The organism is Achromobacter mucicolens (assembly GCF_029866465.1).
In the GTDB taxonomy this organism is placed as follows: Bacteria; Pseudomonadota; Gammaproteobacteria; order Burkholderiales; family Burkholderiaceae_B; genus Achromobacter; species Achromobacter mucicolens.
The window spans coordinates 215,555-235,889 of record NZ_CP123364.1 but is presented as its reverse complement, the minus strand read 5'-3'; the positions used below and the strand labels follow the sequence as shown (position 1 = coordinate 235,889).

Annotated in this window: 22 protein-coding genes; 5 read left to right on the top strand and 17 right to left on the bottom strand. The window is 65.5% G+C overall.

The genetic code is table 11. The features are described 5' to 3' along the window. Positions 1-50: 50 nt before the first annotated feature. Entirely contained in the window at positions 51-1,883 is a 1,833-nt protein-coding gene (gene glmS, locus QEP15_RS01110; protein ID WP_056320281.1) for a glutamine--fructose-6-phosphate transaminase (isomerizing), read from the bottom strand. Between the two features lie 150 nt (positions 1,884-2,033). Here glmS and QEP15_RS01105 point away from each other — a divergent pair, with 150 nt between their 5' ends. Further along, complete coding sequence (locus QEP15_RS01105; RefSeq protein WP_056320284.1) at positions 2,034-2,522, top strand: Lrp/AsnC family transcriptional regulator; 489 nt, start codon at positions 2,034-2,036, stop codon at positions 2,520-2,522. A 20-nt stretch (positions 2,523-2,542) separates the two neighbouring features. Further along, positions 2,543-2,941: a hypothetical protein gene (locus tag QEP15_RS01100; RefSeq protein WP_280148322.1), complete on the top strand. Its 399-nt coding sequence runs from the start codon at positions 2,543-2,545 to the stop codon at positions 2,939-2,941. 327 nt (positions 2,942-3,268) lie between these two features. Here the strand turns inward: QEP15_RS01100 and QEP15_RS01095 are convergent, their stop codons facing one another. The 6 genes from QEP15_RS01095 to QEP15_RS01070 form a co-directional block, all read right to left on the bottom strand. Next, entirely contained in the window at positions 3,269-4,327 is a 1,059-nt protein-coding gene (locus tag QEP15_RS01095; protein ID WP_180099697.1) for a glycosyltransferase family 4 protein, read from the bottom strand. Continuing rightward, positions 4,324-5,646, bottom strand: coding sequence for a UDP-glucose dehydrogenase family protein (locus QEP15_RS01090; protein ID WP_175235904.1), 1,323 nt, complete (start codon positions 5,644-5,646; stop codon positions 4,324-4,326). Before QEP15_RS01090 ends, QEP15_RS01095 begins: the two co-directional genes overlap by 4 nt. Positions 5,647-5,774: 128 nt before the next feature. Beyond that, entirely contained in the window at positions 5,775-7,163 is a 1,389-nt protein-coding gene (locus QEP15_RS01085; RefSeq protein WP_280148321.1) for an MFS transporter, read from the bottom strand. After that, positions 7,160-8,533 carry a bifunctional UDP-N-acetylglucosamine diphosphorylase/glucosamine-1-phosphate N-acetyltransferase GlmU gene (gene glmU / locus QEP15_RS01080; protein ID WP_056320296.1) on the bottom strand — a complete coding sequence of 458 codons (1,374 nt, stop codon included), beginning with the start codon at positions 8,531-8,533 and terminating at the stop codon, positions 7,160-7,162. The genes QEP15_RS01085 and glmU overlap by 4 nt, the downstream gene beginning before the upstream one ends. Before the next feature lie 69 nt (positions 8,534-8,602). Then, positions 8,603-9,418 (bottom strand): PhaM family polyhydroxyalkanoate granule multifunctional regulatory protein, encoded by an 816-nt coding sequence (locus tag QEP15_RS01075; protein ID WP_280148320.1) that lies wholly within the window; start codon positions 9,416-9,418, stop codon positions 8,603-8,605. Between the two features lie 44 nt (positions 9,419-9,462). Continuing rightward, complete coding sequence (locus QEP15_RS01070; protein WP_226847715.1) at positions 9,463-10,122, bottom strand: outer membrane lipoprotein; 660 nt, start codon at positions 10,120-10,122, stop codon at positions 9,463-9,465. A gap of 143 nt (positions 10,123-10,265) precedes the next feature. Here QEP15_RS01070 and QEP15_RS01065 point away from each other — a divergent pair, with 143 nt between their 5' ends. Further along, on the top strand, positions 10,266-10,484 hold the full coding sequence (locus QEP15_RS01065) for a DUF3717 domain-containing protein (RefSeq protein WP_175235899.1): 219 nt from the start codon (positions 10,266-10,268) through the stop codon (positions 10,482-10,484). 15 nt (positions 10,485-10,499) lie between these two features. On the opposite strand, the gene QEP15_RS01060 is transcribed toward QEP15_RS01065, so the two are convergent. The 5 genes from QEP15_RS01060 to QEP15_RS01040 all read right to left on the bottom strand — a co-directional run bounded on the left by QEP15_RS01060 (position 10,500) and on the right by QEP15_RS01040 (position 14,552). Further along, entirely contained in the window at positions 10,500-11,105 is a 606-nt protein-coding gene (locus tag QEP15_RS01060) for an SCO family protein (protein WP_280148319.1), read from the bottom strand. 17 nt (positions 11,106-11,122) lie between these two features. Then, the gene (cyoE, locus tag QEP15_RS01055) at positions 11,123-12,016 is read right to left on the bottom strand and encodes a heme o synthase (RefSeq protein WP_056320311.1); all 894 of its coding nucleotides are present in this window, start codon (positions 12,014-12,016) and stop codon (positions 11,123-11,125) included. A gap of 13 nt (positions 12,017-12,029) precedes the next feature. Then, positions 12,030-13,067 (bottom strand): COX15/CtaA family protein, encoded by a 1,038-nt coding sequence (locus QEP15_RS01050; RefSeq protein ID WP_175156373.1) that lies wholly within the window; start codon positions 13,065-13,067, stop codon positions 12,030-12,032. 19 nt (positions 13,068-13,086) lie between these two features. Further along, the gene (locus QEP15_RS01045) at positions 13,087-13,668 is read right to left on the bottom strand and encodes an SCO family protein (protein WP_142055878.1); all 582 of its coding nucleotides are present in this window, start codon (positions 13,666-13,668) and stop codon (positions 13,087-13,089) included. Positions 13,669-13,739: 71 nt separating this feature from the next. Next, on the bottom strand, positions 13,740-14,552 hold the full coding sequence (locus QEP15_RS01040) for an SURF1 family protein (protein WP_056320317.1): 813 nt from the start codon (positions 14,550-14,552) through the stop codon (positions 13,740-13,742). Between the two features lie 36 nt (positions 14,553-14,588). Here QEP15_RS01040 and QEP15_RS01035 point away from each other — a divergent pair, with 36 nt between their 5' ends. After that, the gene (locus QEP15_RS01035; RefSeq protein ID WP_056320319.1) at positions 14,589-14,789 is read left to right on the top strand and encodes a twin transmembrane helix small protein; all 201 of its coding nucleotides are present in this window, start codon (positions 14,589-14,591) and stop codon (positions 14,787-14,789) included. 163 nt (positions 14,790-14,952) lie between these two features. Here the strand turns inward: QEP15_RS01035 and QEP15_RS01030 are convergent, their stop codons facing one another. From QEP15_RS01030 to coxB, 5 genes are all read right to left on the bottom strand, one after another. Then, a complete protein-coding gene (locus QEP15_RS01030; protein ID WP_062840199.1) occupies positions 14,953-15,828 on the bottom strand; it encodes a cytochrome c oxidase subunit 3 in 876 nt (291 codons plus the stop codon). Positions 15,829-15,864: 36 nt separating this feature from the next. Next, positions 15,865-16,089, bottom strand: coding sequence for a DUF2970 domain-containing protein (locus QEP15_RS01025; protein WP_056565538.1), 225 nt, complete (start codon positions 16,087-16,089; stop codon positions 15,865-15,867). A gap of 11 nt (positions 16,090-16,100) precedes the next feature. Continuing rightward, positions 16,101-16,226 carry a cytochrome oxidase small assembly protein gene (locus QEP15_RS01020; RefSeq protein ID WP_216639588.1) on the bottom strand — a complete coding sequence of 42 codons (126 nt, stop codon included), beginning with the start codon at positions 16,224-16,226 and terminating at the stop codon, positions 16,101-16,103. 30 nt (positions 16,227-16,256) lie between these two features. After that, positions 16,257-17,864 (bottom strand): cytochrome c oxidase subunit I, encoded by a 1,608-nt coding sequence (gene ctaD, locus QEP15_RS01015; RefSeq protein WP_062840198.1) that lies wholly within the window; start codon positions 17,862-17,864, stop codon positions 16,257-16,259. A 103-nt stretch (positions 17,865-17,967) separates the two neighbouring features. After that, complete coding sequence (coxB, locus tag QEP15_RS01010) at positions 17,968-19,125, bottom strand: cytochrome c oxidase subunit II (protein WP_056320329.1); 1,158 nt, start codon at positions 19,123-19,125, stop codon at positions 17,968-17,970. 289 nt (positions 19,126-19,414) lie between these two features. Here coxB and QEP15_RS01005 point away from each other — a divergent pair, with 289 nt between their 5' ends. Further along, complete coding sequence (locus QEP15_RS01005) at positions 19,415-20,227, top strand: NUDIX hydrolase (RefSeq protein ID WP_217618137.1); 813 nt, start codon at positions 19,415-19,417, stop codon at positions 20,225-20,227. Positions 20,228-20,335: the final 108 nt, after the last annotated feature.

Below are 20,335 nucleotides of genomic sequence, written 5' to 3'. Positions count from 1 at the left end.
CGCGCGACCGACTTTATTTATCCTTCTCAACCGATGCAGCCGCTACCGCGTCACTCCACCGTCACGCTCTTGGCCAGATTTCGCGGCTTATCCACATCCGTGCCGCGTGCGCATGCCGTGTGATACGACAGCAACTGCAGCGGCACCGTGTGCAGAATCGGCGACAGCTTGCCATAGTGTTCCGGCATGCGGATCACGTGCATGCCTTCGGCGCTTTGGATCTTGCTGTCGGCGTCGGCAAACACATACAGCTCGCCGCCGCGCGCGCGCACTTCCTGCATGTTGGACTTCAGCTTTTCCAGCAGCTCGTCCTTGGGCGCGATGGTGACGACCGGCATGTGCTCGGTGACCAGCGCCAGCGGGCCGTGCTTCAGTTCACCGGCCGGATAGGCTTCGGCGTGGATGTAGCTGATTTCCTTGAGCTTGAGCGCGCCTTCCAGCGCGATCGGGTAGTGCATGCCGCGGCCCAGGAACAGGGCGTTTTCCTTCGAGGCGAAGCGGTCGGCCCACGCCATGATCTGCGGTTCCAGCGCCAGCACCGAGCCGATGGCGGACGGCAGGTGGCGCAGCGCCTTCAGGTGCTCGGCTTCCTGCTCTTCCGTGAGCTTGCCGCGCGTTTGCGCCAGCGCCAGCGTCAGGAGGAACAGCGCGGTGAGCTGGGTGGTGAAGGCCTTGGTCGACGCCACGCCGATTTCGACGCCGGCGCGCGTGATGTACGACAGCTTGCACTCGCGCACCATCGCGCTGGTGGACACGTTGCAGATGGTCAGCGTGTTTTCCATGCCCAGCGAGCGCGCGTGCTTCAGCGCGGCCAGCGTGTCGGCGGTCTCGCCGGACTGCGAGATCGTCACGACCAGCGAGCGCGGGTTCGGCACGCTGTCGCGGTAGCGGTATTCGCTGGCGATTTCGACGGCGACCGGGATCTTGGCGATCGATTCGATCCAGTACTTGGCGGTCAGGCCTGCGTAGTAGCTGGTGCCGCAGGCCAGGATCAGCAGGGAATCGACTTCCTTGAAGATCTTGTAGGCGTCGTCGCCAAAGAGCTCCGGCGTGATGGATTCGATATCTTGCAGGGTGTCGCCGACCGCACGCGGCTGCTCGAAGATTTCCTTCTGCATGTAGTGGCGGTAGGGGCCCAGTTCGGCAGCGCCCGTGTGCACGTGCACGGTGTGCACTTCGCGGTCGACGTTCTTGCCGGCAGCATCCACGATCCAGACGCGCGACAGTTGCAGGTCGACGACGTCGCCGTCTTCCAGGTAGATGATCTGGTCGGTCGTGCCGGCCAGCGCCAGCGCGTCGGACGCCAGGAAGTTCTCGTTCTGGCCCACGCCCACCACCAGCGGCGAGCCTTGACGCGCACCGACCACACGGTGCGGTTCGTCGCGGCAGAACACGGCGATGGCGTATGCGCCATGCAAACGGCGCACGGCGTTCTGCACGGCTTCAAAGAGGTCGCCCGCGTACAGGTGGTTCACCAGGTGCGCGATGACTTCGGTGTCGGTCTGGCTTTCGAAAACGTAGCCGACGGCCTGCAGCTCGGCGCGCAGTTCGTCGTGGTTTTCGATGATGCCGTTGTGCACGAGCGCGATGCGCGGCTCGTCGTTGCCCAGGTGCGAGAAGTGCGGGTGGGCGTTGTGCGTGGCGGGAACGCCGTGCGTGGCCCAGCGGGTGTGGGCGATGCCGGTGAAGCCTTGGACCTTGTCCTGCGCAACCTGATCGGCCAGTTCGGCCACGCGCTGCGTGCTGCGCGTGCGGCGCAGATGGCCGTCGGCGTAGACGGCGACACCGCAGGAGTCGTAGCCGCGGTATTCCAGGCGCTTCAGGCCTTCAACGAGGATCGGGGTGATGTCGCGCTGGGCGACGGCGCCAACAATGCCGCACATAGGAGTGACTCCGGGTAAGTTCAGTACCGACGCATTGTGCGCGACCCATAAAGAAATTTGATTTCTTTATGTTCACTTATTTGGCAGTTAATTCCCTTACACAAATGTGATTAAATTATCTTTCGTCGAATCGACAGATTTGAATTAATCATGCAAAACACCCCAATTTCCCTGCCCGAACTCGATGATCTGGACCGGCGCATTCTTGAACAGTTACAAGAAGACAGCTCGCTGACCAACCAGGATCTGGCTGCGCGGGTGCACGCGTCGCCGCCGACCTGCCTGAGGCGGGTGCGGCGATTGGTGGAAGAAGGGGTGATCGACCGCCAGGTGGCGATCCTGTCAGCCGAGAAGCTGGGCAGCACGCTGACGGCGATCGTGGAGATCACGCTGGACGTGCAGGCCGCCGAAAGCCTGGACGCCTTCGAGCAAAGCATGGTGACCGAACCCGCGGTGCTGCAGTGCTACCGGGTGTCGCCCGGCCCGGATTTCGTGGTGATCGCGCAGGTAAAAGACATGCCGGCCTACCACGCGCTGGTGCATCGCGCCTTCACCGCGCAGGCCAACGTGCGCAATGTGCGCACGTTTTTTTCGGTGCATCGGGCCAAGTTCGAGACGCGGATCGATGTGCGGGGGTAAGGCAGTCGCGCAATTTCATCATGAACGAAGCGCGCCGCCCCCGACGGGGGGATAATGCGGCGAAGATGCACGAAAGGCCGTCGCCGATCTTTCAGGAGTTGACCTTGCCAACGCAATTCACCCCGTACCTCGAGATGATAGCCACCCACCTCAACGCCCCCTATGGCGAGGTGGTAAGCCCGACTGATGTCGCCGCCGCACTGCGCCACGGCGATTTGGCGTCGGTTGCGCACGACGCACTTGCGCAAGAATTACTCGCGCATATGTTCTTTGAGCTGGATCCGGAGTTCATTGGTCGAGCCAGCTTTGAAGCGGGTGTGCGCCTCGAAGAAGCTGACGCGCTGTACCAGAACGCCCGCCAGCATTTCGACCTGCCCCGGGCTGTGCGGTGGGAGGAAGCGCTCGAGGGGGTGCTGTGAATGGGGACTTCAAGGAAAGACATCCTGCTTCATCGCGCATCCGGCCCGTGGACGCGTTTGGAATCTTGTCCTACAGACCGAAGCGCCTGCAGGCGCAATACCCGAGCAGGCGCTGGCATCGCTTCTAAAAGCCAAGCTTGATGGCTTGGACGCCGCCCTGACGCATATGTTGCAAAGGCCTTCTCAACGGGTCGCCTGGGATAGGATCAGAACCGACCGCTTGCCCGATCTGGATAAGACCGCTGCGTGGGCGAAGGAGAAGGTTGCGCAATGGCGCTGACGCCTCAGCATCCGGACCCCGTTGCCCATCGCTAGAGGCGTTCAACCCTACCTGCGCCCCACCAGCCGCTCAAACTGCGCCAGGTACCGGTTCCCCATCTTCTGCACGTCGTGTTCATTGCGCACGTACTCATAAGCACGTTCGGTGACCTCGTGCCGAAACGCCGCATCATCCAGGCAACGCGCCATGCCCGCCGCCATCGCCTGATAATCGCCCACGGCGCATAACACGCCGCGGCCGTCGGCCAGGCTTTCCTTCAGGCCGCCGGCGTCAGTGGACACCACCGGCACGCGCTGCAGGAAGGCGTCCAGCACGCTACTGCCCAGCGCTTCTTCCTCGGAGCTCATGACGAACACGTCGAGGATGCTGTAGAAGTCTTCCACGCCCTTGCGAAAGCCGGCAAAGCGGTAGACGTCTTCGATGCCAAGCTTGCGGGCTTCGTCCTTGGCCTGCTGTTCGCGGTCGCCGCCGGCGCCGAAGTGCAGGAAGACAAAATCACGGCGCGTCTTGGCCAGTTCGCCGACGGCGCGCACCAGCGTGACCGGGTCCTTGTCCCGAATGAGCGCGGCGGAGGTCGCCATGACCTTCTTGCCTTCCAGATCGAACTCGCGAACCAGGTTGGCGACGTTCTCGGCGTTGATCTGATGAGGCTCGACCGCGCTGCGGATGATGACGGGTTCAATGCCCAGGCGGCGCGGCTCGCTGGCCGCCATCTCGCTGATGGCCACGAAGAGGTCGGCGTGGCGCCACTTGTAGCCGGTCTTCCATTCGTCGCCCGGCTTGACCACGAACGACGTGCGGCGCGAGAACGCCACGGGCCTGCGGTGCAGCCATTTGGTCAGCACGGCCCAGGTGATGGTGTTGGCGGTCTGTGCGTGGATGATGTCGTAGCGGCCGGCGCCGGCCAGAAAGGCCAGCTGTCCGGGCACGTTGCGCACGGTGTGGGCGACGAATCCTTCCTGGCGGGCGCGCTCGGCCAGCGGCGCGCCTTCGCGGCACATCACTTCGACGTCATGGCCCGCCTTGCGAAAGGCGCGCATGCAATAGAGCGTCTGGCGCTCGCCGCCGCGCCAGCCCTTTTCGAAGTTCAGTTGCAGGATCTTCATGCGCGGCCGATGCCCGAGTACTCGAAGCCCAGGCTGCGCACGTCGGCCGGCGTGTAGAGATTGCGGCCGTCGATGATGAGCGGCGTCTTGAGCAGCGCCTTGACGCGATCGAAGTCGGGCGCGCGAAAGACCTTCCACTCGGTGGCGATGAGCAGCGCGTCCGCGCCGTCCAGCGCGTCGTACATGTCGGCGGCGAAGCTGATGCCTTGATGGCCGGCCAGCACGCGGCCGGCCTCGTGCATGGCCACCGGGTCATAGGCGCGCACCTCGGCGCCGCGGCGCGTGAGTTCGGCGATGGCCGTCAGGCTGGGCGCTTCGCGCATGTCGTCGGTGTTGGGCTTGAAGGACAGGCCCCACAACGCGATCTTGCGCCCGCGCAGGTCTTCGCCAAAGCGCGCCACCAGCTTTTCAGCCAGGCGGAACTTCTGCGCGTGGTTCGCGGCCTCGGCGGCCTCGATGACGCGCATCGGCAGGCCGTGTTCGGACGCGGTGTTGACCAGCGCCTGCACGTCCTTCGGAAAGCACGAGCCGCCATAGCCCGCGCCCGGGTACAGGAAGTGATAGCCGATGCGCGGGTCCGCGCCAATGCCGCGGCGCACCTGTTCGACGTCGGCGCCCAGCACTTCGGCCAGGTTCGCCATCTCGTTCATGAATGAAATGCGCGTGGCCAACATGGCATTGGCGGCGTACTTGGTCAGTTCGGCCGAGCGCACGTCCATCACCATCAGGCGGTCGTGGGTGCGCTGGAAGGGTTCATAGATTCGGCGCATGACGCCGATCGTGTAGTCGTCGTCCGCGCCGACGATCACGCGGTCCGGACTCATGAAGTCGTTGATGGCCGCGCCTTCCTTCAGGAATTCCGGGTTGGACGCCACCGTGAACGGGATGTCGACGCCGCGCTCGGCCAGCTCCTTGGCGACCACGGCGCGCACCTTGTCGGCCGTGCCGACGGGCACCGTGGACTTGTCCACGATCAGCTTGCGCGAGGTCATGTGGCGCGCGATGTTCTGCGCGGCGGCGAGCACGTACTTGAGATCGGCGGAACCGTCTTCGCCGGGCGGAGTGCCCACGGCGATGAACTGGACGTCGCCGAACGCCACGCTTTGCGCGATGTCATCGGTGAAATGCAGGCGCCCGGCCTGCACGTTGCGGCGCACCAGGTCTTCGAGGCCCGGCTCGTAAATGGGAATGCCGCCCTGGCGCAGCAGCGCGATCTTGGCCGCATCCACGTCCAGGCACATGACATCGTTGCCCATGTCCGCCAGGCACGCTCCCGACACCAATCCTACGTAACCGGTACCCACGACCGTGATTTTCATGCCTGTGCGCCTTCAAAATAGGTAATCTTCGCGCCCGGGCAGTGAAACCGGGCGCCGGCCGCCATTATAGAAGCGGCCCGCGCCCGAGGTCCGGGCCGGGTTCAAGGGGTGTTGGACCGCTGCCGCCGCTAGGCCCGCAGCTTGTTGAAGCGGACGGTGTTGACCACCACGGCCAGCGCCGCGCACACCGTGCCCAGCACCAGGGCCAGTCCCGGCCCGTGGGCCGCGCTGACGCTGAAGGCGATGGCCACCAGTGCGGTGCCAAAGCTCTGGCCAAACACCCGGGTTGTGGCCTGCAGGCCGCCCGCCGCGCCGCTGCGCAGCCGGGGCGCGGCAGACAGCAGTGCGCGGTTGTTGGGCGTCTGGAAAAAACCGAAGCCCACGCCCGCCACGAACATGCCGGCAACGATGGGCCAGTTCGACACGGCGGACGGCAGCAGCGTCAGCCACAGCATGCCGGCAACCATCGTGGCCGCCCCCACGCCGCTCAGCGTGGCGGCGGAATAACGGTCGGACAACCGCCCGGCCAGCGGCGCGATGATCGCCGTACCCACCGGCCAGGCGCCCATCAGCATGCCCACCTCAAGGTAAGGCCGGCCCAGCACCTGCTGGAAGTAGAACGGCAGCGACACGTAGGACGCCATCTGGGCGGCGAAGGTGCAGGCCGAGGCGCCCACGGCAAATGCCACCGGGCGGATCCGCAGCAGATCCACCGGCACCAGCGGCGCGGTCTGCTGGCTGGCGCGGCGCACCAGCACCAGTCCGGCCACCGCCGAGATCGCAACCAGGCCGATGCCCCGCAGCAGGTCCTCGCCCATCATGTCCACGCCGGAGATGAAGACGCCCAGCGTCGCCATGCAGAGCAGCGCGCTGATCCAGTCCAGCTTCACATCGTTGCGCGGCACTTCCGGCAGATGGCGCAGGCCAAACATGGCGAGCGCGCAGATCGGCAGGTTGACGGCGAAGATCCACGGCCACGGCGCCACGGACAGGATGGCCGAGCCGATGGTGGGCCCGAGCACCGACATGACCGCCACCGTGGTGGCATTGATGCTGATGCCCCGGCCCAGCATCTTGAGCGGATAAATGTTGCGCACCAGGCCGCCAAACATGCACATGAGCGTGGCCGCCCCCAGCCCCTGGAACACGCGCGCGGCGGTCAATTGCCACAACGTGCCGGCAAGCGCGCAGCCCAGCGAGGCCAGCGTGAACAGCACCAGCCCGAACGTGAACATGCGGCGAAAGCCGATGCGCTCGGCCAGCGCGGACAGCGGCAAGAGCGCCATCACGACGGCAAGGTTGTAGGCGTTGACGATCCAGACTGCCTGCGCGGGCAGGGCGTTCAGATCCTTGGCGATCGTGGGCAGCGCCACGTTGGCGATGGTGGTGTCCAGCACCGACAGGCTGATGCCCGTCATCACGGTGGCCGCCGCCCAGTACCGGCGCGGCGCCGGCAGGCCGTCGGGGTGCGCGGGCCTGGCCCCACCCCCCGCGGCCGCTTCCTGATCCTGCGTCACGACTTCTTTACCGGGCGCTGCCATCCGTCAACGGTGACCTGCTTGGGACGCGACACGGTCAGCTTGTCGGCCGGCGCGTCACGCGTGAGGGTGGTGCCGGCGCCCAGCGTCGCACCACGGCCCACGCGCACCGGCGCGACGAGCTGCGTGTCCGAGCCGATGAAGGCGTCGTCTTCGATGACGGTGCGGTGCTTGTTCACGCCGTCGTAGTTGCAGGTGATGGTGCCCGCGCCCACGTTCACGCGCGCGCCGATGTCCGCGTCGCCGATGTACGCAAGGTGGTTGGCCTTGCTGTCCGCACCCAGCACGCTCTTCTTGATCTCGACGAAGTTGCCGACGTGGCTGCGGTCGCCCAGTTCGGCGCCAGGACGCAGGCGGGCGTAGGGACCCACGCGCGCATCGCGGCCGACTTCGGCCTGCTGCAGATGGCTGAAGGCCTCGATGTGCGTGCCCGCGCCAACGCTGACGTCGCGCAGCACGCAGTGTGGGCCCACGCGCACGCCGTCGGCCAGGGACACCTGGCCTTCGAAGACGCAGCCCACGTCAATGAAGACATCGCGGCCGCAAGTGAGCGTGCCGCGCACGTCAAAGCGCGCCGGGTCGGCCAGCGTGACACCGGCTTCAAGCTGGCGGCGGGCCTGCTCGGCTTGCCAGCGGCGCTCCAGTTCGGCCTGCTGCACTCGGCTGTTCACGCCCAGCGTTTCCCAGGCGGCGCCCGGCTGGGCCGCGCCCACGGGAATCTCGTCGACCACGGCCAGCCCGACCACGTCGGTCAGGTAGTACTCGCCCTGGGCGTTGTTGTTGTCGATGCGGGTGAGCCAGTTCTTCAGCTTCGCGGTGGGCGCGGTGAGGATGCCGGTGTTCACTTCCTTGATCTCGCGCTCGGCTTCCGAGGCATCCTTGTGTTCGACGATGCGGCACACGCTGCCCTTGGCGTCGCGCACGATGCGGCCATAACCGGTGGAATCGGCCAGCACTTCGGTCAGCACGGCGGCGCCCTGGCCGCGCGCGTCCAGAAGGCGCTTGAGCGTTTCCGGCTGCACCAGCGGCACGTCGCCGTACAGCACCAGCGTGACGTCGTCCTTGCCGTCGCCTTCCAGCAGTTGCGGCACGGCCTGCTGCACGGCGTGACCCGTACCCTGCTGCGGCTGCTGCAGCACGAAGTGCAGATCCGGCTGGCCTTCGAATGCCTGCTTGACGCGATCGGCGCCATGGCCGACCACCACGACGATGCGCGCGGGATTCAGTTGGCGTGCGCTGTCCAGCACATGCGCCAGCATGGGTTTGCCGGCCAGCGTGTGCAGCACTTTGGGAAGGTCGGACTGCATGCGTTTACCCAGTCCGGCGGCAAGAATCACTACATTAAGCATAAGTTCCAGTAGGTTGAGAGACGGGCGGGCGGCCTGGCGGCGGCTCCGCGTGTCGATTGAAAGATGGTGTCAGGGCTTGCTGTCGGCAGGCCCGTTTTTCTTGGCAGTCTTGGCCGCTGGCTTGGCCGCTTTCTTGGCGGGGGCCGGCTTGCGGGCGGTGGCGGCGGGCTTGGCCGCGGGTTTGCCGGGCTTGGCCTGCGCCTCGGCCGACGCCTTGGGATGCGAGGGTTCGGACTTGGCGCTGGCCGTGCCCGGTGCGCCGGCAGGCATGGAGGCCGCGGTAGCGGCCGCGATCTGATTGAACTGCTGCTGCAGCAGCTCCCACCAGGCCTTGGATGCCGACTGCGCCGCGGCGCCCATCTGCTCGCTCATGGCGGCTGCCGCATCCGGCCCGGCGGAGGCGTCTTCGCCTTGCGCCTTGGCGCCGGATTGTGCGCCGGCGCTTTCCTTTTCATCTGCCGCCGCGGCATGGCCGGACGCCGCAGCCTTGGGCGCGGGCTTCAAGCCCAGGGCGACTTCCAGCGGCGATGGCGCCCCAGCGTCGGGGCTTGCCCCCATGTCCATGCGCGAGGCGCTGTCCACGAAGGCGCGCAGGGTGCTGATGGTGGAGCGTTGCACCTCCATGCCCTGGATGGTGCTGGAGAGCATGCTCAGGTTCATGCGCAGCCAGTTCTCCACCGAGCGCAGTTCGGCGATGCGGCGGTCCAGGTCTTCGAGATTCATGGGCGGCGCCATGGGCAGGCTGCTGGCAAGGCCGCCGGGGCCCGTCAGGCCTGCCCACGCCTGGCGCATCATCTCCATGCTGGCCAGAAGCGGATTGCCCGAGAGATCGGAATTCTGGCCCATGCCGGGCAGGACGAACGGATTGTTGAATTGGTCGCTCATTCCAGATCTCTCCATAGTGGGATGCTTGCCGCCGCCGGCCGGTATCAACCGGGCAGCAATTGATTATTCTCCACGCGCACGTGGTCGCCGGAGGCAAACGAGAACGGCTGCGCGCTGCGGAACTGGCGCTTGCTGCCGTCATTCATGCGGACCGTGAGCTCATAGTGCGTCACTGTTTGTTGCTGTCTGATATTACGCTCAACTTCACGGCCTGCCAAAGCGCCGCCGACCGCGCCCAGCACCGTCAGCGCGGTCTTGCCGTTGCCTCCACCAAACTGATTACCCACAACGCCGCCGGCCACGCCGCCCGCGATGGTGCCAACCAGATGGTTGCCGTCATCCTTGGCGGGCACCTGCACCTGGCGGATGGTCTCGACCACGCCGCAGCTGGCGCACGCCTGCTGTGCGGGCGCGGCAGCGGGACGCGGGGCCGGGGCGGCCTGCGCTTGCTGCGCCTCGCGCATCTGGCCGGCGGGCCTGCCCGCGCCGGGCGGCTCGGCAGCCGGCGCAGGCGCCAGGTTGGCATCCTCGGGGCCGGCCTCGGCCACGGCCTGGTCAGCGTGCGGGTTAGCCGACGGCGACGGCAGCCAGCCCAGCACGGCGGCCACGCCCACCGAGCACATGACGATGACGGCGATCGCGGCGGCGGCAAGCAGCGGATGCAGGCCGCGGCGCGGCGACGCGGTAGAGGTCGAAGTATTCATGACGATGCTCCATCGTAACTAACCGGCAGTGGTATAGCACCCGCGCGCGGTTTCGGCATGTTGCGATGGTGACCCTTCATTGCAGGGCGGATGAAGGGTGGATGGAGGGTGGACAGGGTGGGGCATTCGTGGACAATAGGCGCATGGATTTGATCACGCTGCCCCAACTCGAACAGGCCATCAACTACTGGCGCAACACGTCGCCCTCGGTGGGTGAAGAGGCGCGCCTGTGTCCCGAAGCGGCCGCGCTTGCCACGCCCTACGCCTTGATGATCATCGCGCATCGGCGCGATATTTCCACCGCCGAACTCAGCGACAAGGCCCGCGCCGCATTGGCCGCGTGGGCGGCGGCAAAGGCCTGAACCCGCCCGGGGGAATCAACCCTTCAGCAGCGCCTGGATGTCCTGCGTCAGCGCGTCCACGCCGACGTTGTTGTTGACCAGCACGCGCGATTCTCCCTTGCCGTCCAGCAGGTAGAACGCGGCCGTGTGGTCCATCGTGTAATTGCCGTCCTTGGTGGGCGCCTTGGCGTAATAGGCCTTGAACGAGGCCGCCGCCTTCTTGACCTGGTCGGGCGTGCCCGTCAGGCCCAGGAACCGCGGATCGAACGCCGTGACGTACTGCTTGAGCACCTCAGGCGTGTCGCGCTCGGGGTCCACCGAGATCAGCAGCACCTGGACGCGATCGGCATCCGGACCCAGCTTCTTCATGACTTCGGTCAGTTCAGCCAGCGCCGTGGGGCACACGTCTGGACACTGCGTGAAACCGAAGAACACGACCACGACCTTGCCGGAAAAGTCCGACAGCTGACGCAGCTTGCCGTTGTGGTCGGACAGTTCCATGCCGCGGCCCAATTGCGTGCCGGTGATATCGCTACCCTTGAAGACGGGCTTGCTGTCGCCGCAGGCAACCAGGGCGGCGGCGACGGCGGCAGCTGCGCCCAGTCGCAGGGCCAGCCGGCGGCTGGCGGAAAACACGGACATCGACAACCTCCAGGGGGTCAGCGCAACAGGGCGACCCAGTGGTCCACCAGCAGGGCGCCAAACAGCAGCGCCAGGTAGAGAATGGAAAAACGGAACATGCTGCGGGCCAGCTCGTCGCTGTATGCGCGGTACAGGCGCCACGCATACGACACGAACATGCCGCCCAGCACCAGCGCCGACAGCAGATAGAGTTCCCCGCTCATGCGGATGGCGTAGGGCAACAGCGTGGTCGCCATCAACGCCAGGCTGTACAGCAGGATGTGCAGACGCGTGAACTGGTTGCCGTGGGTGACCGGCAGCATGGGCAGGCCGGCCTTGGCGTAATCGTGGTTGCGGTAAAGCGCCAGCGCCCAGAAGTGCGGCGGCGTCCAGATGAAGATGATGAGGACCAGCACCCAGGCCTCGGCCGGCACAGAATCGGCGACGGCCGCCCAGCCCAGCGCCGGCGGCATCGCGCCCGAGAGGCCGCCGATCACGATGTTCTGCGGCGTGCGCGGCTTGAGGATGATGGTGTAGATGATGGCGTAGCCCACAAACGTGGCGAACGTCAGCCACATGGTGAGCGGGTTGACCATGTGATAGAGCACGAACATGCCCGCGCCGCCCAGCAGACCCGACAGGCTCAGCACCTGGAATGCCGAAATGGTGCCGCGCGCCGTGGCCCGGCGCGCGGTGCGCAGCATGCGGGCGTCGACTTCCTGTTCGATCAGGCAGTTGATGGCGAAGGCGGCGGCGGCCAGCAGCCAGATACCGATCGTGCCGAACAGCACCCGGCGCATGTCCGGGATGCCGGGCGCCGCGAGGAACATGCCGATCACGGCGCAAAACACAGCCAGCTGCGTGACGCGCGGCTTGGTGAGAACGAGGTACTGGCGGAGCAATCCGGATTGAGGAGCGGCAAGACTGGTCATAGTGGACCTCATTTTAAACGCGCACCAAATTGGGGTCGTACCGCCCCGCCGGCTCGCGGCCGGCAGACGCCAGCCGCACCAACAACACCACGGCCGACAATGTCAGGCCCGCCGCGCCCCCATTGTGCAGGACGGCGATCAGAAGCGGCCACTGAAAGAAGATGGTGGTCAGCCCCGTGAACAGCTGCGCGGCCAGGAGGGCCAGCATCAGCGTGGCCGGGCCGCGCAGGCCGGGTTCGGCGGCGCGCAGCCGCCAGGCCAGGATGCCCAGGTAGACGAACACCACAAAGGCGAAATTGCGATGCACCCAATGGATCGCGGTCAGCGCGGGCTGCGAGATCATTTCGCCGGACGGCAGTTCGCCCAGCCCCCGGATGACCGAATAGCCGCCGTGGAAGTCCATTTCCGGCACCCATTGCCCGTGGCACGTGGGAAAGTCCATGCAGGCCAGCGCCGCATAGTTGGTGCTGACCCAGCCGCCCAACGTGACCTGCACCAGCAGCAGCCCGAATCCGACCGCCACCCACGGCTTCCACCGCACGGCCTCGGCGCTGACGGGCAGGTGCGGGCGCTCGCGCGAGGACAGCCAGGTCATCAACGCCAGCACCGACAGGCCAAACACCAGGTGGGCCGTCACGACGGCGGGCATGAGCTTGTGGGTCACGGTCCACGCGCCGAACGCGCCCTGCACGCACACGGCAACCAGCGTGGTGATGGCCAGCGCGGGCGAACGGCCCAGTTCGCGGCGATAGCGCCAGGCCATGTAGACGATGCCGATGATGAGCATGCCCAGGATGGCGCCGACGTAGCGGTGGATCATTTCGATCCAGGCCTTGGACAGCGTCACCGGGCCGAAAGGCATGGCCTGCGAGGCTTCGTGGATGTCGCCCATCGCGCCGATCGGCGTGACGCTGCCGTAGCAGCCGGGCCAGTCCGGACAGCCCAGCCCGGAATCGGTCAGGCGCACGAAGGCGCCGAACATGATGAGGTCCAGCGTCAGGAACCAGGTGAAGAAAACGAGCTTGCGATAACGCGCTTTGATGCGTTCCATATCAAAACCAAAAAACCGTTCAACCAATGCGCGAGTTATAGACCAGCTTGCTGATGTCCTTGCGCACCCGCACGCCATCCGCCTCGGCGGGATACTGCATCATCAGATTGCCCAGCGGATCGATCACCCAGATCGGATCCTGCAGTCCGGGCTGCCCCGCGGCCGTGTCGCGCGCCAGCAGGAATCGGGCCAGCTGGTCCGGATCCACCCGCACCATGACCGTGCCCTTGTACGCCTCCAGCACCTTGTCCGGCACCACCGCATCATCGGTGATGAACCACACGCGCGCCAGCCGATCCACGTTCTTGCCCTGGCTGGCGTGGCTGTTGCGGGTGATGAAGAGCTTGCGCGCGCAGCTTTCGGGGCAGGCCGCGCCATCTGCGGCCACCAGCAGCCACTTGCCCTTCAGGCTCTGCAGATCGAACGGCTTGCCGTCCAGCGTGGTCAGGCGCAGTTCGGACGCTTCGGGCATCGGGCGTTGCGGCGACAGGAGCGTGCCGTAATTGCTGGAATCGCTGGGCCACCATTGCGGGTTCATGTAGACCACGAACGCGGCGACGATGGGCGCCAGCGAGCACAGGAACACCAGCACCATCGGCATCAGCGAACGCTTGCGTGCGGGCTTGTTGGATGAAATGTCGCGAGCCACTTTGTATCCTGGAATAGCGTTGGTCATCTGCGTGCCCGCATGCGAGCCTGCGCCTGCTGGTCCACGCGCTGGCGCCTGCGGCGGATGGCGCCCCCCAGCACCACCAGCCAGGCAATCGCCGCAATCGCGCCGAAAGCGAACCACTGTACCGCGTACGACGTGTTCTGCTGGAAATCCACCGACGGCTGGGGCCAGTCGCGCACCAGGCCGTCGTCCACCTGGCCGCCCTGGCTCAGCACCGTGGGCAGCAGATTCAATCCGGTCGCGCGCGCATAGTCGTCCAGCGGCAGGTTCTGCACTTGCGGCACCGCGCCGCCCGCAACCGGCAGCGCCGCGGGCAGCGCGGAGGCGTCGGCGCCGCCCAGCGACCACAGTTCAAACAGGCGCGGCACGCGTACGGACAGCTCGCCTTGCACGGTCTGCATGCCCTCGGGCGTGGCCGGCAGCTGCGGCTCGCCCTGGCCCTGGATCACGCGCGGCAGCCAGCCCCGCAGCACCAGCACCGCGCGATTCGTCGCCGCATCCAGCAACAGCGGCGTGGCCAGCCAGTAGCCCGGCCTGCCGTCGTGGTTGCGATTGTCCAGCAGTACACTGAATTGCGGCAGCCATGTCCCGCTGGCCTGCGCCACGCGCCACGGCGTCATGTCCGCGGGCGGCGTCGCCGGCGTCAGAAGCAGGGGCGCTTGCTTGCGGCCGGCTTCGATCGCGGCCAGAATGGCGCGTCGCTCATCGCTGCGGCGCATCTGCCATTGTCCCAGCGACACCAGGACCACCACGGCGAGGCCAAGCAACAATAAGGCGGCTACCGTGTAGCGGGTGGAATGCGGTCGGGACATCTGTCGTTGCTAAATCTGAATTGTCGGGAGACCACAATGCGCGTTTTCGTCGTTCTGGCCTTCATCGGGATACTGGCCAGTCTGGCATCCGCCCTGGTCTACCTGATGCGGGACAAAGGTACCACCAACCGCACGGTCAACGCGCTGACGGTCCGGATCGGCCTGTCGGTCGCCCTGTTCCTGTTCGTGCTGTTCGCCCATTACATGGGCTGGATCGAGAGCACCGGATTTAGATAGGCTGCCCGCCGCCCGGTTCCCCGGGCCTCGCGTGACGCCTGCCGCCGCGCCCCGCCAGATGGGCTGAAAGCGCGACGGAGGCCGGCTTGCCGCCCGGCTCCCTTCGCGCTTTCCCTGCCGCAACGGCCGCCGGCGCTGCCGGCCGCCGTCAGGGCCAATGCGGTCAGAACCAATACACGAACAGGTACAGGCCCAGCCACACCACGTCGACAAAGTGCCAGTACCAGGCCGCGCCTTCGAACCCGAAGTGATGATCCGGCGTGAAATGGCCGCGGATCAGGCGGATCAGGATGACCGTGAGCATCGTGGCGCCCAGGATCACGTGGAACCCGTGAAAGCCGGTCAGCATGTAGAACAGCGACCCGTACGCGCCCGAATTGAACTTCAGGTTCAGGTCGCGGTAGGCGTGGATGTATTCGAACGCCTGGCAGCCCACGAAGACAAAGCCCAGGATGACGGTGGCCGCCAGCCAGAACTTGGCCTTGCCGCGGTGGTTTTCACGCAGCGCATGGTGGGCAATGGTGAGCGTGACGCCGGAGCTCAGCAGCAGCGCCGTGTTGATCGTGGGCAGCCAGAACGGACCCACGGTCTGGAAGGGTTCGACCACGCCCGCCGGACCGAAGTTGGGCCAGGCCGCCTGGAAGTCCGGCCACAGCATCAGGCGGTGGTCGATGTCGCCCAGCCACGGCGTCGTGATGGTGCGCGTGTACCAGAGCGCGCCAAAGAACGCGGCGAAGAACATGACCTCGGAGAAGATGAACCAGCTCATGCTCCAACGGTACGAGCCGTCGATGCGCTTGCTGTTCAGGCCGATCTCGGATTCGTGGATGGCGTCGCCGAACCAGTAATACATCACGATGATCACGCCAATGAATCCGACCAGCACGGACCACTTGCCCCAATCGGCGCCGTTGACCCAGGCCGCGGCCCCCAGGCCCATGAAGAGCAGTGCCACGGCCATGCGCACGGGATGGCCCGAGTCGGCGGGGACAAAGTAGTACGGTGCCTCTTTACCTTGAACCGAGTGACTTGCACTCATGGCTTTCTCCCTGGTACAGATTTAGATTTAGGTAATTCAAGTCAGGCTGGAAACAGCCCAACGAACAATTAAAACCAGCACAGTCACAAAGATTGCCGCTGCCAGCAGCCCGGCCACGATGACGTGGACGGGATTGAGCTTGGCGCTGTCCTCACGGTAGCCCGCGCCCTTGCGCACGCCGAAGAACCCCCACGCCACCGCCTTCATCGTCTGAAGGAAGCTCAGCTTGCGCTGAGACGTTTCGCGAAGGTCGTCGCTCATGGCCGGAGGCTCTAGCCCACCGCCTTGCCGGTCAGCAAGGCCGAACCGCGGATCACCGTCCAGGCAAACACGGCAATGACGAAAACCAGAAGAACCAGTCCTGCGATCTTGTTACGACGGCGCTGCTCGGGTGTCATTGCTGTGCGGCCTGAAACATGGATAAGGGATTACTTCACTTCGGGCGGCGTTTCAAAGGTGTGGAACGGGGCGGGCGACGGCACCGTCCATTCCAGTCCTTCGGCGCCTTCCCACGGCTTGGCCGGGGCCGGTTCGCCCTTGCCCATGTAGCAGCGCAGGATCGCAACCAGGAAAATCAGCTGCGACAGGCCGAACCAGAACGCGCCGATGGTGGCGAGCTGATGGAACGTCGTGAACTGCGCGGCGTAGTCGGCGTAACGGCGCGGCATGCCCGCCAGACCCAGGAAGTGCATCGGGAAGAAGGTCACGTTGAACGAGATCAGCGTGGACCAGAAGTGCAGCTTGCCCAGCTTTTCGCTGTACATGCGGCCCGTCCACTTGGGCACCCAGTAGTAAGCGCCGGCAAACAGCGCGAACAGGGAACCGGCCACCAGCACGTAGTGGAAGTGAGCCACCACGTAGTAGGTGTCGTGGACCTGGATGTCGATCGGCGCCACCGACAGGATCAGGCCCGTGAAGCCGCCCATCGTGAACACGAAGATGAAGCCGATGGAAAACAGCATCGGCGTCTCGAACGTCATGGAACCGCGCCACATCGTCGCGACCCAGTTGAACACCTTCACCCCAGTCGGGATGGAGATGAGCATGGTGGCGTACATGAAGTAGAGCTGGCCGGTCACCGGCATGCCCGTCGTGAACATGTGGTGCGCCCACACGATGAACGACAGCACGGCGATGGAGGCGGTGGCGTACACCATCGAGGCGTAGCCGAAGAGCTTCTTGCGGGCGAACGCGGGCACGATGGCCGACACGATGCCGAACGCCGGCAAGATCATGATGTAGACCTCGGGGTGCCCGAAGAACCAGAACACGTGCTGGTACAGGACCGGGTCACCGCCGGCGGCGGCGTTGAAGAAGCCCGTGCCGAAGTGGCGGTCGGTCAGCACCATGGTGATGGCGGCGGCCAGCACCGGCATCACGGCCAAGAGCAGGAACGCGGTGATCAGCCAGGTCCAGCAGAACAGCGGCATCTTCATCAGCGTCAGGCCGGGCGCGCGCATGTTCAGCACGGTCACGATGATGTTGATGGCGCCCATGATGGACGAGGCGCCCATGATGTGGATGGCGAAGATGGCCAGGTCCATGCCCGGGCCCATCTGCAGCGACAGGGGCGCGTACAGCGTCCAGCCCGCGGCGGTGGCGCCGCCCGGCACGAAGAACGAGGCGGTCAGCATGATCGCGGCAACCGGCAGCAGCCAGAAGCTGAAGTTGTTCATGCGCGCGAACGCCATGTCGGATGCACCGATCTGCATCGGGATCATCCAGTTCGCAAAGCCCACGAAGGCCGGCATGATGGCGCCGAACACCATGATCAGGCCGTGCATCGTGGTGAACTGGTTGAACAGTTCGGGGCGGAAGAACTGCAGGCCGGGCTCGAAGAGTTCGGTGCGCAGCAGAAGGGCCAGCGTGCCGCCCTCCAGAAGCATGACGAACGAGAAGATGAGATACATCGTCCCGATGTCTTTGTGGTTCGTTGCAAAAAGCCACCGGCGCCAGCCCGTGGGCACGCCGTGATGGTGGTCATCGTGACCGTGGCCGTGGCCCGGCGACACGTGGTCTACAGTGACGCTGCTCATGATGGACTCCTTCCTGCTGAGTGCCAGCCCCGTCCAACGGGGCGGCAGGGTATCTCTGACTAAACGGAACCGGTTCTACGGTGAAGGAACGGCGCGCGCGCAATCAGCGCGCGGGCGTGATGTCCTTCGGTAGAACCGTCGGGTCCTGCCCCTTGCCGGCATTGCTCCAGGCATGGCGCGTATAGCTGATGACCGCTGCGATCTCGACATCGTTGAGCTGCCCGCCGAACGCCGCCATGGCGGTGCCGGGCTTGCCCTTCAGCACGGTGTTGATCTGCTCCCCCTTGGGGCCCAGAACAACCTTGTCTCCGTCGAGCGGCGGGAAGGAACCGGGAATGCCCTTGCCGTTGGCCTGGTGGCAGGCCACGCAATTTGCCGCGAAAACCTTTTCGCCGCGGGCAACCAGTTCGGCTTCCGTCCACTCTTTATTGGGATCGTCGGCGTTTGCCGCCATCTTCTTCTTTTGGTCTTCAACCCACTTATCGTAGTCGGCTTGCGCCAGGACTTCCACGACGATGGGCATGAAGGCGTGGTCCTTGCCGCACAATTCCGCGCACTGGCCACGATAGATGCCAGGCTTTTCGGCGTTGAACCAGGTGTCGCGGAGGAACCCGGGGATCGCGTCCTGCTTCACGCCGAAGTCCGGAATCATCCACGAGTGGATGACGTCGGCCGCCGTGAGGACGATGCGGATCTTCTTGTTGGCGGGAACGACCAGATGGTTGTCCACTTCCATCAGATAGAACTCGCCCTTGGGCTCGCGGTTCTCGATCTGGGCGCGCGGCGTGGAAAGCGTGGAGAGGAACTTGATGCCGGCGGCAGAGCCGTCGAGGTATTCGTAGCCCCACTTCCATTGATAGCCGGTGACCTTGACGGTCAGGTCGGCGCTGGAAGTGTCTTTCATGGCGACGACCGTCTTGGTGGCCGGCAGCGCCATGGCGATGACGATGATGAAGGGAATGACAGTCCAGGCGACTTCGACACCCAGATGTTCGTGGAAGGTCGCCGCCTTGTGGCCGCGGGACTTCCGGTGCGCCCAGATGGAGTAGAACATCACTCCAAAGACGCCGATGAAAATCACAATACAGATCGTGAGCAGCAACCAATGCAGCCACATGATGTCGCGCGAAATCGCGGTGACGCCTTCATGCAGGTTCAGCTGATTGACCTTCGGACCGCCGGGCATGTTTTGCACCTGGGCACCGGCCACGCCGCCAATCAGCATCGCACAAGCCCCCAGTATCCCTCTCCACTTCTTCATGCTTACCTCGAAATACGGCGCGAAGGCCCATTTGCTGGTGGCGGAAGTCACCGGAATACGGGCAACACGCAATTATTAGATGGCAGGGCGATGCAGGGAGATAGAGCGGCCCTGTCGTTCCCTCTCGAAATCACAAAGAAACTGGCGGATTATAGCGGACGCGCAAACAGATGTAATTTAGTGCTCTTGAATTCATGCGGCCCGCCCCCACTTGGGCGCGCCCCCTTGACCGCGAGCCGTAAACAGGGTGGCTTAAAATCGCCCGCAACCTCATCACCATGGCGCCACGATGCAAAAGCCGCTGTCCGATCTGTATGCCGCCCTGTGCGCCCGCGCGCAAGAGCCCGCCCCCGAAGGCGCGCGCGCTCTATATATAGCGGGGCGACGCTGCGGCTGGGCCACGCACGCGGCCTGCGACGCGCTGCGCGACGCGCCCGAAACACAGTCCGACGGCACGGCATTGCGCATCGGCGAGGGCCTGGCGCCGGGCAATGCGCTGGACGCGGCGCTGGAACAGGCCGCGGAACTGTTGCGCCAAGCCAACTGCCTGCGCGGCTGGCGCGACGAACTGCTGGACGTATTGGATGGCGACGAGACGCTCGGCGTGATCGAACGCGCCGCCGTGCGGCCGCTGGGCCTGTTGACCAAAGCCGTGCACCTAAACGCCTGGACGCCTGACGGCAAGCTATGGGTCGCGCGGCGTTCTCTCAGCAAATCCACCGATCCCGGTATGTGGGACACGCTAGTTGGCGGGCTGGCCGGCAGGGGCGAAGACCTGGAACTGGCGCTGGTGCGCGAATGCGGCGAAGAGGCCGGCCTGGACGAACCCGATCTCGCGCGCCGCACGCCGCTGCGCACGATCCTGCGCATCCACCGCCGGCTGCCCGAGGGCTATCAGGTCGAAGACGTGCTGACCAGCACGTGCATCCTGGCGCCGGACGTCCGTCCCGCCAACCGCGACGGCGAGGTCATGGAGATTGCCACCATCGACGTCGCCACGGCCCTGCACCATGTCGCCGAGGGCGAGTTCACGCTGGAAGCGGCATTGGTGCTGGTCGAGGACATCATGCGGCGCCAGGCCGCGGGCGAGATCACGATCTGATCAGGCGCCCGCCCGGGGCTGAGCTGGGCCGAGCCGAGCCGAGCCGAGCTAGGCTGGGCGGGCCTGATACGGCGCAGAAGCTAGGACACGGGATTGGGCGGGGCGCCT